Here is a 13,636-nt window from a genome sequence, read left to right on the forward strand (position 1 = left end):
TTGCGCCGGTAAGCTTTGTACCCAAGCCGGCACTGCTGCATCGCAAACCCGGCAACAGGTTGAGGATGCCAAGGATGGCGTCCTTAAGTCTTCGGAACTAGACGCAACAGGGGGAACGCCGCTATGCCGCTCGGCTTCGGAAATATCTTCAACGGACTCTTTCGCCAATACGGCCATACCGTGATTCTGCTGTTACGGATCATCGACGTGGCCATGCTGTTAACCGCCGCTTGGGCGGCTCATTTTTTCTGGCTGCGCGAATATACGGTCGACCAGCATTACCGGATCGTAACTGCGTTGGGTGTGCTCGGCGCGATCATTTTCTTCGAGATCGGCCAAGTCTACCGGCCCTGGCGCAACGACGCGATGCGCGGCGAGATCGCCCGCATCGTTAGAGCCTGGCTGCTGGCGCTGCTGGCGGTGGTTTCCATCGTGTTTCTGGTGCGCTTGCATGTCTGGTTCGGTTCCAGTTACCGCTGGATTGCCTCCTGGGGCGTGCTGGGTTTGGTCTGCGTATTGGCTGCGCGCTCGGTGATGTCGCAGGTTTTGCGTTGGCTGCGGTCACGGGGTTGGTCGCAGGGCAAAATCATCATGGTTGGCCTGAATCAAATGGCGGTAGCTGTAGCGCGGCAGTTGAACCATTCGCCCTGGGCCGGTTTGCAGGCGGTGGGTTATGTCGACGACCGCGGCGCTGGCCGGCAGCCGCTGAACGACCATGACCTGCCGTGCCTGGGCAGATTGGCTGACTTGCCGGCCCTGATCGACCGGCACGCTATCGACGAGGTCTGGGTGGCTTATCAAGGCGAATCCCTGACCGAGCGGGCGCAATACCAATTGCGGCATTTGCCGGTCAGCATCCGGCTGGTGATCGATTGCTTTGCCTTCAAACAAAGCAAGTTTCTCAGCCTGAACACCGTGGCCGGCATTCCAACTCTGGATTTTTCGGTGTCGCCGCTGCACGGCGTCAACCGCTACATCAAAGAAGTCGAAGACCGTTTGCTGGCTTTGATTTTACTGGTGCTGATCAGCCCGCTGATGCTGTTGATCGCTGTCGGCGTCAAGTTGAGTTCGCCCGGCCCGGTGTTTTACCGTCAGGTCAGGGTGGGCTGGAACAACCGCAAATTTACCATGCTGAAATTCCGCTCGATGCCGGTGGATGTCGAGTCCAAAACCGGCGCGGTCTGGGCCAAGCCCGGCGAAAACCGGGCCACCCCGTTCGGCAGCTTCCTGCGCAAAACCAGCCTGGACGAGTTGCCGCAATTGATCAACGTTTTGCGCGGCGACATGTCTCTGGTCGGCCCGCGGCCGGAACGGCCGGACTTCGTCGAAGTGTTCAAGGAACAAGTACCCAACTACATGAAAAAACACATGGTCAAGGCCGGCATCACCGGCTGGGCCCAAGTCAACGGCTGGCGCGGCGACACCGACTTGAACCGGCGCATCGAGCACGATTTGTATTACATCCAGAACTGGTCGTTGTGGTTCGATATCGAGATCGCTTTCCGCACCGTGCTGACCGGTTTTATCAACAAAAACGCCTATTAAGGAAACCTGAGCATGTACAGACTGCTTCCCATCCTGTTGACGTTAGCGCTACCGGGCTGTTTTTTGGCGCCGGGCATGGACATGAACACCGACAGTAACGGCTTGACCGAAATCGAGTTGCCGGCCCGAAAGGACGGCCAGTTGGTGAAGGAGAAAGTCCGCGTCATGCCGATCACCGCCGACCTGATCATCGAGAAGGAAGTGGCCCGGCAACAGGCGGTCGGCCAATTGCTGCCGGTGGACAATACCAAGACCAGTTATCGGATCGGACCGCAGGACCGGTTGCAGATTACGGTGTGGGAGCACCCGGAATTGAACGATCCCGGCGGCGAAAAAATTCTGCCGGAGATGGCAGGTAAGGTGGTCGACGACAACGGCGATCTGTATTACCCCTATGTCGGCAATCTTCATGTCGGCGGCAAGACCATTCCGGAAGTGCGCGAAGAGCTGACCCGCGAATTGTCGCGTTTTTTCAAGAAGGTCAAACTCGACATTCGGGTGTTGTCGTTTCAGGCTCACCGGGTGGCGGTGGTCGGCGAGGTCAAGCAACCGGGGGTGTTGGCGATGAACGAAACTCCGCTGACCGTGGCCGAGGCCATCAGCCGCGCCGGCGGCGCCACCAAAGATTCGGACATGAACAGCGTAGCGCTGGCCCGCGACGGCAAACTGTACAAACTGGATGTGCAAGCCCTGTATGAAAAGGGGTTGACCACGCAGAACGTGCTATTGAAAGACGGCGATGTGCTCAATGTCGGCGACCAGAAGGACAGCAAAGTCTACGTGATGGGCGAGGTCGGCCGGCAACAGGCGGTGCAGATAAACAAAGGCCGGATGAGTCTGGCCCAGGCATTGGCCGAGGCCTACGGCGTCGATTTCAACACCTCGCGTCCGGGCGACATTTATGTGGTGCGGGCCGGCGATATGAAACCGGAAATCTTCCAGCTCAATGCCGAATCGCCCGACGCGATGATCCTGGCCGAGCAATTTCCGCTGCAAGCCCACGACACCTTGTTCGTCGGTACTGCCGGCGTTACCCAGTGGTCGCGGGTGTTGAACCAGATTCTGCCCGGATCGTTTACCGCGATCATGTCGCAAGCGGCACTGATGGGCATGTAGTTAAAAAATCGCCCCCGGCTGCTGGTATGCGCAGAGGGGAATCGAATGTTTTCAAGCGAAAAGGTTGTGAAAAGTATGTATCCACCCAATGAAGCCGTTCCGGTGTTACCGTTGCCGAATCCAAACCGCCTGCAAGAGCAGAGCGTCAGCATTCGCGACTACGTGGATTTGCTGATCGAAGGCCGTAAAACCCTATTGATCGCCCTCGCCGCGGTGTTGACCGTGACGCTGGTGTACCTGGTTTTGGCGCCGCGGACCTACAAAGCCGATGCCTTGCTGCGCATCGACAAGAACAAAGCCCTGCTGGCCGCCAATCTGCACGGCGACAACAATCAGACTCCGGCCGAAGCCGAGAGCCCGCGGGCGCAGCGCGAAGTCGAGATTCTGCGTTCACGTTCGGTGCTGGGTAAGGTGGTCGACAATCTGAATCTGGCGATTGAAATCGAGCCCAGTTATTTTCCGCTGATCGGCGAAACCCTGGCCCGTAAACACGATCGCCATGACGGTGTCGCCGGCGCTTGGTGGGGCTTCGGCCGTTGGGCCTGGGGCGGCGAGAAGGCCAAGGTGGCCGCGTTCGAGGTTCCGGACCGTTACTTGGAAAAGGAGTTTACCCTGATCGCACTGGAACACGGCCGCTACCAGATCCTGGCACCGAACGGCGCCGAGTTGTTGACCGGAGAAGTCGGCCAGGTCGTCACGGCCGAAATCGGCGAGAAAACCCCGGTGACGATTAAAATCGAAGTCCTGGACGCCCATCCCGGCACCCATTTCGAGCTGGTGCGGCGCACCGCCTTATCGGCGATCGAAACTTTGCAAAAAGCCTTTGCCGTCAAGGAAGTGTCGAAAGATACCGACATTTTGAGTGTGGAACTGAAAGGCCGCGATCCCGAGCAATTGGCCAAATCGGTCAACGACATCGCCGCGATTTACGTCAACGCCACGGTGAATTGGGAATCGGCCGAAGCCTCGCAAAAATTGGCCTTTCTGGAAAGCCAACTGCCGATCGTCAAAGAGCGCCTGGAAAAAGCCGAGCAGGGCCTGAGCGCCTACCGACAACAGCACGGCGCGGTGGACATTTCCGCCGAGGCCGAGATTCTGTTGAAGCAGGCTTCGGACATGGAAACCCTGAGCATCCAGCTCAAGCAAAAATACGACGAGCAAAGCCAGCGGCTGGAGTCCGAGCATCCCGACATGATGGCTACCAACGCCCAGATCAAGCGGGTGAATGGCAAGTTGGCGGCCTTGGAAAAACGCATCAAGGATTTGCCAAAAACCCAGCAAAATATGGTGAGCCTGTCGCGCGATGTGCAGGTCAATACCGAACTGTACACCTCGTTACTGAACAGCGCCCAGGAGCAACGCATCGCCGCCGCCGGCTCGTTGGGCAACTCGCGGATCGTCGATTTCGCGGTGACGCCGGAAAAACCGTATTGGCCGAAGCCGGGCCTGCTGCTGGCGATCGCCAGCCTGTTGGGCCTGAGCCTGGGATCGGCATGGGTGTTCCTGCGCCACTCGCTGCAGCGCCACGACAATTATCCGGCCTTGCTGGAATACCAGGTCGGGCTGCCGATGTTCGCTGCCATCCCGCATAGCAAGAAACAACGCAAATTGGCCGGTCTGCTCGGCCGCGACAAAGACGGCGGCATCTTGGTCAACGAAGATCCGCTGGATATCTCGGTCGAATCGCTGCGCGGATTGCGCACCACGCTGGAGGCGACGCTGGCCAACCATGAAAGCAAGGTCATCATGGTCAGCAGTCCGGCGCCGGCGATGGGCAAGTCGTTTGTCAGCTCCAACCTGGCGGCACTGCTGGCCAGCATCAAGAAACGGGTGCTGGTGATCGACGCCGACATGCGTAACGGCCGCCTGCACGAAACTTTCGGCATCGGTAAACAGCCCGGTTTGTCCGATCTGTTGGCCGGCCGCGCCAGCCTGGGCGAAGTCATCGTCAGCCTGCCGGAAGTCGGTATCGATCTGATTCCGCGCGGCAACATGGTGCTGAATCCGGCCGAACTGCTGGTGCTGGGCGAACTGGCCGAGACCCTGGAGCAACTGAAAAGCTTTTACAACCACATCGTGATCGACTCGCCGCCGATTCTGGGTGCCACCGACGCCGCGATTCTGGGCAAGCATGCCGACGCCACCTTCCTGGTGGTCAAGGAAGGCCGATATACCGCGCAGGAGCTGGAAGTCAGCGCCCGCCGTTTCCAGCAAGTCGGCATCAAACCGAACGGCTTCATCATCAACGATATGAAGGAAGGCTCGTCCTACTATCCGTACTACGGCTACGCCTACCAACGCGCCGACCAGGAGCCGGCCGCCGCTGCCGGATGGACCGACAAATACCACGCCGTCGGCGATTGGCTGACCAAGCAACTGGAGCGGGACTGGGTACCGGCCGCCGCCGAAACCGACGAGCGGGGTTAAGGCGGCCATGCTGCTGAGGCTGGAAAAAGATCTGCCGCTGCTGCTGTTCGGCTTGGTCTGTACTTCCACCGTCGCCGCGTTACCGCAGGTGCAGTCGGCCTGGGCCGGCATCAAGGAAGTCTACGGCGAACAGGACATGGGCCTGCGCTTGCTGCGCGAAGCGATGCTGGCGCTGCTGGTGTGCTACGCCTGGGCCGAACCGCGTTTGCGCAACGGCATCGTTAGCGGTCCGGTGCTGGCGTTTTTGAGCGTGGTGGCGGCTTACGTTCTGTTCGAAATCGGCTACGCCCTCTATCTGGACTTGCCGTTGGTGGTGCCGCTGACCGGACTCAGGGTGTTCGAATATTTGCCGTTGGCGCTGATCGGCTTCGTCTGCGGTCGGCGCGGCGTTGCCGATTGGGTGATCGGCCGGTTCGCCCGCTGCTTGCGTTACTACCTGGTATTACAGGCCGGGCTGGCCCTGGCCCAGGCATTGTGGGCGCCGCCCTTGTTCGGCGTGTCGATGCTGGGCGGCGGCCGGCCGTTCGGTACCTTCGTCAGCCCGAATCTGTTCGGCGCGGCGATGGCGACTTGCGCGCTGGTATTCGCCGTGGTGCCGGGCATGCGCCGCTGGCTGGCGCTGAGCGTGTTGCTGGCGTTGTTGAGCGGCTCGCGCACCGCATTTCTCAGCGGCTTGCTGGTGGTGTTTTTCCAAATCTATGCCGCGCTGCGACCGCGCGACCGCTGGGCCTTGTGGATGCCGGCGCCGATGTTGGCGGTCGGCGCCTTGATCCTGGCCTCCAGTCCGCTATTAAGCGGCCGCGACGATGCCGATCCGACCGAGGACGGCCGCATTGCCCTGTGGCAACGGGTGTTTGCCAACCACGTGCACGATGCCGCCGATTTGCTGTTCGGTTGGGGCCTGGGTTTGAGTTCCAACACCGTTAACTTGCTGTTCGGCGCCGAACATTTTCCCGGCCAGTTCGATTCTGACAGTTTGTATCTGTTTCTACTGAACGGCTACGGCCTGATCGGTTTGCTGGCCTATCTGGGATTTTTATGGGCAACGACAAGGATGTCAGTCCACCCTGCCAAGGGCTTGGTCGCGATGTTTATTTTCGTCGCCGGTTTGACCTTCAATTTGTGGGAGTACTTTCCGCAGAACGCGGTGCTGATGTTTTTATGGGGGGCGATGCTGGGACACCACCGTCAGCCCGAATCGACGGTGCCGGCGAACCCCGGGCTGCAACCGGCGAGGGTTTATGGTTAAGCGCAGGCTAATCCGGTTGCGGCAATCGCGCTTATGCGGCGATGCATTCTGGGCCTTGTTCGGCCAATTGGCCTCGGCGATCGCGCTGTTGGCGGGGACCCGGCTATTGACCGAGCGGGTGACGCCGGACGTGTTCGGCCAGGTCGCACTGCTGAACGGCTGTGTCGCGCTGGGTGTTGCCGCGTTTTCCTACCCGTTTATCTGCGGCGGCATGCGCTGGCTGCCGGAGTGCGCCGGCCCGGCGCAAAGTGCCCAACTGCAGCGGGCAGTCGCTGGCTTGACCTTGCAGGCGACTTTGTTGGCACTTGGTTTGTTGCTGATCAGTGGCGGCTACTACGCTCACCTGAACCAAACGCAGATGATGCCGTTCTTGTTGGCCGGCGCGTTGCTGGCGGTAACGGTCTGGCGCGAATTCGGCGTGCAACTGGCGATTGGCGGCCGCCGCCAACGTCGGGCCGCGTTATGGCAAACCGGCGACTCAATTTTAAGACCGGTGCTGGCCGTCGCCGCAGTGAGCTATCTGGGCGCGCGAGTGGAGTGGATTCTGGCCGGCTATGCTGCGGCGACGCTGATGTCCAATCTGCTCTGGTGGCGGCCTGATGGCGCCGGCGCAGGCGGGGCGGCAACTCGGGGCAGGGTGCGCCGGTTTGCCGACAAGATTTGGAATTATGCCTGGCCTTTGATTCCGATGGAGCTGGTGTTCTGGCTGAATGGGGTGGGGGACCGTTATGCGATCGCCTACTTCCTCGGCGCCGCCGATGTCGGTTTGTATGCGGCCGGCTACACCCTGGTCAACGAAGCCTTCAACCGCGGCGCGATGGTGTTGCTGAGGACTTTCCAGCCGGCTTATTTTCAAGCGTTTTCCGCCGCCGAGTACCGCCGCGCCCATACGGTGTTGCGGTTATGGACCCGCAGTTTGCTGGCCGGCGGCGGCTTGGGCCTGCTGGCCTTGCCCTGGTTTGGCGACTGGCTGGTGAGCCTGCTGTTGGCCGAGGCCTACCGTCCGGTCGCGGCCCTGTTGCCGGCTATCGGTTGCGGCTGTTTGCTGCATACGTTGGGTACGGTTTGGGCGCAGCCGCTGCTGGCGGAAAAACGCACGCGAGTGTTGCTGAAAGGGCGCTTGTGCGGGGCTCTGGCGGCTATCACTGCCTTACCGGTGCTGATTCTGCAATACGGTTTGCCCGGCGCGGCCTGGGCCAACCCGGTGTATTTCGGCATCGAAGCCTTGGTATTGGCCTGGTTGGCCAAACCTTGGCGGCTGCGCGACGCCGGTCCGCAGCCGGCTGATTCGGCTGCCGCCGACGCGGAGCAGCGGGTGCCGGCCTGATCGGTTTTTTTGACATTAAATCTTTTCGACTTATGGCGGATGCTTGTGAAAACGATGACTTATGCCAGCATGGCTAACCGAACTTACGGCGAACTGTTGCACCATTGCGTCGCCTGCGGCGGAGAACGCATCCGCTTTTGGCGACACAAACACTACCAGTACACGGCCGACGCCGATGCCGAAGAGTTTCGGATTTACCGCTGCCAGGTGTGTGGCACCGGCTTTCTGAATCAGCCGCCGCACCGGGAGTGGTTGCAGCAGATTTATCGACATTCCGGTCAGGCCCTGACCGCCGAGATCGGCTTGGACGAAGTGCTGCGGCGCGAGCAGCTTTATCCGAATTGCAAACTGGACGCGAAACGTATCGCCCACTATGCCGACCGCTACAACAATACCTTGAATTACCGGGCGCTGGATATCGGCTCCGGATTCGGGTTTTATACCCGGGCCTTGCGCCTGCTGGGTTACCGCACGGTCAGCATCAACCCCGGCGCCTACGAAAACAATGTATTCGAACAAATGAACGGCGATTTGCCGTTGCCGGTGATGTTCGAAGACTACCGCAGCGACGAGCTGTTCGGCGTGGTGGTGATGTCGCAGGTGTTGGAGCATTTGCTGGAGCCTGAGCAAGCGTTGCGCAAGGTGGCGGCCTTGTTGGAGACTGGCGGGGTATTGGCCTGCGCAGTGCCGAATTACGCCTCGTTTCTGGTCAAGCTGCTGGGCGCCAACGAAAACGCCTGCCTGTGGGTGCCGGAGCACGTCAATTTCTTTACCGAGCAGGGCTTGCGCACATTGTTCGAACGCAACGGTTTGCAGGTGGTGAAGACCGAGCAGATTACCCGGGTGCCGTTCGATGCCCTATCGCGGCGCTTGGGTGCCAAAGGCCGGCTGGCGGCGGTGCTGAACGGTTTGGTCAAATATGCGCAAATGCCGTTCAACGGCCTGATGAATCTGTTCGGCATGGGGATTTACCTGAACGTCTACGCGGTCAAGACCGCCGCGGGCAAGTGAGGCGTTTATGCTGACCGTGGTGATTCTGGCCTGTAACGAAGCTGCGAACCTGCCGCGCTGTCTGGCGGCGATTCCGGAGCGCTACCCGATCGTGCTGGTCGATTCCGGCAGCAGCGACGATACCGTCGCCATCGCCGAGCGCCGCGGTTGCCTGGTGTTGCATAATCCGTGGCCGGGCTTTGCCGAACAGCGCAATTTTGCGTTGCAGCAGTGCGGCATAGAGACGCCGTGGGTATTGTTCGTCGATGCCGACGAAATTTATCCGCCGCTGTTTTACCAGCAATTCGACGCGGAATGGGCCACCTCGCGCGACATGGATGTGTTGATGGTGCCGTCGCTGCTGTATTTGCGCGGCAAATGCCTGAAACACGCGCCGGGCTATCCGATTTACCATCCGCGTCTGGTGCGGCGGGAGACGGTCGGTTTCGTCCGCAACCATACCGGCCACGGCGAGGCGGTGCTGGACACCTGCCGGGTGGCGGTGACCGATATTCCCTACCAGCATTATTTTTACCACGGCGAGATCGTGGCCTGGATGCACAAACACGTCGGCAAGGCCGCGCAGGAAATCGAGTTGCAACCTACCGCCGGCGCCTTGATGACCGCGCGCGGCCGGATCAGCGTCTGGTTGGGGCGTTCCTGGCTGCGGATCGTGGCGCGGTTTGCTTACCACTATTTGCTGCGCGGCGGTTTTCTGGACGGTGCCGCCGGTCTGGAATTTGCGTTGATGTTTACCTGGTACGAGGCGACGATTTATCTGCAAGCCAAAGCCGGTAAATGGGCGGAGCCGCGGCCGTGACCGTATCCTTGATTCTGGCGACCTTGGGTCGGGACTGGCAGGTCGCCGAGTTCTTGGCTGCGTTGCAAGCGCAAACGCTGCAAGACTTCGAACTGATCGTGATCGACCAGAACCGGGACGGCAAGATCGACGCGATCGTCGAATCGTTTCGGCCAGCGCTGCGCATCGTCCACGTCAAAGTCGATTTCACCGGCAACGCCCGCGCCCGCGATTACGGCATTGGCCTGGCGCAAGGGGCTATCGTGGCCTTTCCGGACGACGATTGCTGCTATGCCGCCGATGTGTTGCAGCGGGTGGTCGCCGAATTCGAACGGCGGCCGCAGTTGGCGATTCTGGTCGGGGCTTCATACGACGCCGACACTCGCGGCTTCAGCATCGGCGTCAACAGCCGCAAAGCCGGTTATTTTTCGCGCCTGAGCATGATGGGAGTGGAGTTTACCCAGTTCTTCGCGCTCGATCGGCTTGATCGCAGCCAGTTTTATCTGGACCACGATTTCGGTATCGGCGCCAAATATGCCGGCGGCGAGGGCTTTGAAATGCTGTACCGGCTACTGCGCGCCGGTGGCAAGGCGTTTTATACACCGGAGATCCGCATCTACCATCCGGACAAGGACCACTACCGCCTGGGCAACGCCCGGATGTTGATGTACTCGACCGGTATCGGTGCCTATATCCGCAAATTCGCCAATCAACGGGATTGGTTCATTGCTTATTACATCGCCAGAAAAATGTTGCTGGCGCCGGTTTTGAAAATGCTGCTGGCGGCGTTGTCCGGCAACCGCGCCAAGCTGGCCTATTGGTATTACAGCCTGGTCGGCGTCTGGCGCGGATTTTTTGCTTACCGCAACAGCGGTTGCCTTTAGTTTGAGGAGAAGAGGATGGATGCGGGAATAATCGCGACGCACGTGCCGCCGGCCAAGGGCTACGGCGGAGTAGCCGTGACTTGCGGCGTATTGACCCAGGCCTGGGCCGAGCGCGGCCATCGCATGGCGCTGGTCGCGTCCGACGAGTCGATTTCCGGCCGCTTGCACGTCGAAGAGGTGCAATTGGGTGATACGGTCGCGGTCCGGCTCTATCGCTGTTACGGCTGGCGCCGCTGGGGCTTCGGTTTGGGGGCGATTCCGGCAATTTGGAATCTATGCCGGCAAGCGCCGCGGGTTTACATTCACGGCATCGCCACCTGGCCGTCGACCTTGGCCGGGGTGTTTTGCCGCCTGCTGCGCAAGCCGTTCATCGTTGCGGTGCACGGCGGTCTGATGCCGGAACACGTCGAGTTGATCAAAAGCCGCAAGCCGCACAAATGGCTGTTTTACCGCTGGCTGACCTTCCCGAGCTTACGCCGGGCGCTGGCGGTGCATTGCACCAGCGATACCGAAGCTGCCGGCGTTAGCGCGGCCTTGGCCGGGCAGGGGCGGATACTGTTGGTGCCGAACGGCATCGACAGCCGGGCGTTCCAGGTCGCGGATTATCCGGCTCGGCCCGGCATGCAGTTATGCTTTCTGGGCCACGTGCAACAGGAGAAAGGCATCAATGGCTTTATTCGTGCCTGGTTGCAATCCCGGCGCAGGGACGACCGGTTAGTCGTAGCCGGCCGTAGCGTCGACGGCGCCTATTTCGACGAGTTTTTGCAACTGGTCGCCGCAGCCGAGGGTGCGATCGAGTACCGGGGCTATTTGGCGGCCGACGAAGTCAAGCTATTGCTGGCGCAAAGTCATTTTCTGGTGCTTCCGTCCGGATTGGAGCAGGCCGGCGGCATGCGCGAGAATTTCGGCAACGTCGTCGCCGAAGCCCTGGCTTGCGGCCGGCCGGCGCTGGTTGCCAAGGGTTTGGCCTGGGATCATCTGCCGCAGATCGGCGCCGGCTGGGTGTTCGAACGCGACCACACTGCCGTTTGCCAGGTATTGCGGGCGGCGCAAGAGACCGACGCCGACGGCTGGCGGCAGATGTCGCAATCCGCGCGGCGCCATGCCGAACAAGCGCTGGATGCCGTGTCGCTGGGCGACCGGGTCTGGCGGGCGTTGACCGAACCGGCCGAACTCGGTCCGGTTGCCGGTTTGGCGGAGCAGCGCACATGAGCAAAGTGGGACTGATCGTGCCGACGCTGAATGCCGGCAAGATGTGGCCGGAATGGTTGCGGGCGCTGGCCGGGCAAAGCCGCAAGCCGGACTATCTGTTGCTGATCGATTCGTCGTCCAGCGACGCGACCGTCGAACTGGCGCGGGCGGCCGGATTTGAAGTGAAAATCATCGCCCGCCAGGACTTCAATCACGGCGGTACCCGCCAATTTGGGGTTGACTATCTGGCGGATGCCGAGATTTTGCTGTTTCTGACCCAGGATGCCTTACTGGCCGATCCGGAGGCCCTGGCCAATTTGCTGGCGGCGTTCGAGAATCCGGAAGTAGGTGCCGCCTACGGCCGGCAATTGCCGCACGTCGGCGCCGGCCCGATCGGCGCTCACGCCCGATTGTTCAATTATCCCGAGCACAGCCAGTTGCGCGGTCTGGCCGACCGCGACCGCTTCGGCATCAAGACCGTATTTATCTCCAATTCTTTTGCCGGCTACCGCCGTAGCGCGCTGGTGCAAGCCGGTGGCTTTCCGCGGCATACGGTGATGAACGAAGATACCTTCGCGGCCGGGAAGATGTTGCTGTGCGGTTGGAAAATAAAATATTGCGCCGACGCCAGGGTGTTTCATTCCCACGATTACGGTTTTGCCGACGAGTTCCGCCGCTATTTCGATATCGGCGTGTTCCATAACCGGGTGCCGTGGTTGCAGCGGACTTTCGGCGGCGCTGCCGGCGAGGGCAGGCGTTTCGTCGTGTCGGAAATCCGCTATTTACTGCGACACGCTCCGGCAATGCTGCCGTCTGCGTTTGTCAGAACCATGTTGAAATGGTCGGGCTATAAAATCGGCCGTTCCTGCCACCGGCGTCTGCCGGCCGGCCTCAACCGCTATTTCAGTTTGCACCGGGCTTACTGGTCGAGTCCGTTTGCCTCATCCATACCGCCGGAAGCGGACTGATTCCGGCAATTCGCCGCAAACCCAGGTCGGACAAGGCCTGCGGCTCTAGTAAATTTCCTGGTCCTGACGGGCTTTTTTGCTTGGAGAATACCGTTTCTTAATCTTTCCTTAATCAAAATTGCAGGATTTCTTTAATCTTAGGCCTGTAGTTTACAAACCGCTATCGCGATTTATCGGCAGAAATACACGCAAATAGCTGAATGGAAAACATTATTCCCCGACACGGCGCATGCGAAAGCCGCTTTGCGGTCAAGACAGAGACGCGTTGTACTAGCGCCTGGAAATAAGGGATTTGATTAATTTTGTTATGGAGTTTCACCTTGATTTCTGAAAAGCATTCTTTCGACAACTGTTTTGAGGTTTTTTTAGCTGATACGCCGGAAAGCAAGCGAATCCACTACCACCTCAGGTATCAAGTTTACTGCGACGAACTCGGATACGAGGATAAGGAACTGTTTCCGCAGCAATTGGAATTCGACGATTGGGACCAGCATGCGGTGCATTTCATTGTCCGCCACCGTTTCACCGGCCAATGGCTGGGTGCATTGCGCGTAGTCAGTCCGCAGGGGCAAACCTTTCCTTTCGCGGAAAAATACGAACAGGACCAGCCGCTGGCCGATGCCCATCATCGCGACTCTATTGAAATTTCCCGCCTTTGCGTACTGCGCGAAGCCCGGCGCTTCGCTCCCCGCTCCCAAGCCGCCGTCGACACCGATCCGGCCAGCAACGTCAAGTACCTCAACACCTTACGCCAGCAAAGCCGCAGCATCATGTGGGGTCTGTACCGCGCTGCGGTCGACTACTCGGCGGAAAACGGCATCAAGCACTGGTTCATACTGGTGGCGCCGGCCTTGGCTTACGCCGTGAAAAAACAGGGTTTCGATATGCGCCAAGTGGCAGAGCCTTGCGAACACCGCGGTTTGCGCACGCCGTATATGCTGGATGTCGACCACATTCTGCAAAATCCGCTGTGGGACGAGGATTACCAAATCGGCTACCGACTTTATTCCGAACTGGAGCAAGGCGAGTTTGCCGTTCGCCAGAGGGCTTAGCGTACTAAAGCCGTCTTCGCGGCAAAATGCGGAGACGGCAGCTTAGGGTGGTGGACCGGCCGCAGTTGTCGCCCGCGGCCGAAGCGGT

11 protein-coding genes are annotated in these 13,636 nt (G+C 60.0%); all 11 read left to right on the top strand.

Annotation, left to right across the window (positions count from 1 at the left end; translation table 11 throughout):
• The first annotated feature begins 123 nt into the window (after positions 1-123).
• The 11 genes from PL263_RS00570 to PL263_RS00620 all read left to right on the top strand — a co-directional run bounded on the left by PL263_RS00570 (position 124) and on the right by PL263_RS00620 (position 13,548).
• Positions 124-1,545 (top strand): undecaprenyl-phosphate glucose phosphotransferase, encoded by a 1,422-nt coding sequence (locus PL263_RS00570; RefSeq protein WP_278211199.1) that lies wholly within the window; start codon positions 124-126, stop codon positions 1,543-1,545.
• 12 nt (positions 1,546-1,557) lie between these two features.
• Positions 1,558-2,661 carry a polysaccharide biosynthesis/export family protein gene (locus tag PL263_RS00575; protein WP_278211200.1) on the top strand — a complete coding sequence of 368 codons (1,104 nt, stop codon included), beginning with the start codon at positions 1,558-1,560 and terminating at the stop codon, positions 2,659-2,661.
• Between the two features lie 75 nt (positions 2,662-2,736).
• Positions 2,737-5,088, top strand: coding sequence for a polysaccharide biosynthesis tyrosine autokinase (locus PL263_RS00580; protein WP_278211201.1), 2,352 nt, complete (start codon positions 2,737-2,739; stop codon positions 5,086-5,088).
• A 7-nt stretch (positions 5,089-5,095) separates the two neighbouring features.
• Entirely contained in the window at positions 5,096-6,337 is a 1,242-nt protein-coding gene (locus tag PL263_RS00585) for an O-antigen ligase family protein (RefSeq protein WP_278211202.1), read from the top strand.
• On the top strand, positions 6,330-7,664 hold the full coding sequence (locus PL263_RS00590) for a lipopolysaccharide biosynthesis protein (RefSeq protein WP_278211203.1): 1,335 nt from the start codon (positions 6,330-6,332) through the stop codon (positions 7,662-7,664). The genes PL263_RS00585 and PL263_RS00590 overlap by 8 nt, the downstream gene beginning before the upstream one ends.
• A gap of 54 nt (positions 7,665-7,718) precedes the next feature.
• Positions 7,719-8,675, top strand: coding sequence for a class I SAM-dependent methyltransferase (locus PL263_RS00595; RefSeq protein ID WP_278212841.1), 957 nt, complete (start codon positions 7,719-7,721; stop codon positions 8,673-8,675).
• A 7-nt stretch (positions 8,676-8,682) separates the two neighbouring features.
• Positions 8,683-9,474, top strand: a complete 792-nt coding sequence (locus PL263_RS00600) for a glycosyltransferase family 2 protein (protein ID WP_278211204.1) — start codon at positions 8,683-8,685, stop codon at positions 9,472-9,474.
• Positions 9,471-10,337 carry a glycosyltransferase family 2 protein gene (locus tag PL263_RS00605; RefSeq protein ID WP_278211205.1) on the top strand — a complete coding sequence of 289 codons (867 nt, stop codon included), beginning with the start codon at positions 9,471-9,473 and terminating at the stop codon, positions 10,335-10,337. The genes PL263_RS00600 and PL263_RS00605 overlap by 4 nt, the downstream gene beginning before the upstream one ends.
• Before the next feature lie 15 nt (positions 10,338-10,352).
• Positions 10,353-11,549, top strand: a complete 1,197-nt coding sequence (locus tag PL263_RS00610) for a glycosyltransferase family 4 protein (protein ID WP_278211206.1) — start codon at positions 10,353-10,355, stop codon at positions 11,547-11,549.
• On the top strand, positions 11,546-12,496 hold the full coding sequence (locus PL263_RS00615) for a glycosyltransferase (RefSeq protein ID WP_278211207.1): 951 nt from the start codon (positions 11,546-11,548) through the stop codon (positions 12,494-12,496). The genes PL263_RS00610 and PL263_RS00615 overlap by 4 nt, the downstream gene beginning before the upstream one ends.
• 320 nt (positions 12,497-12,816) lie before the next feature.
• Positions 12,817-13,548, top strand: a complete 732-nt coding sequence (locus PL263_RS00620) for a PEP-CTERM/exosortase system-associated acyltransferase (protein ID WP_278211208.1) — start codon at positions 12,817-12,819, stop codon at positions 13,546-13,548.
• Positions 13,549-13,636: the final 88 nt, after the last annotated feature.

Origin of the sequence: Methylomonas sp. EFPC3, assembly GCF_029643245.1 — a bacterium.
Lineage (GTDB): Bacteria > Pseudomonadota > Gammaproteobacteria > Methylococcales > Methylomonadaceae > Methylomonas > Methylomonas koyamae_B.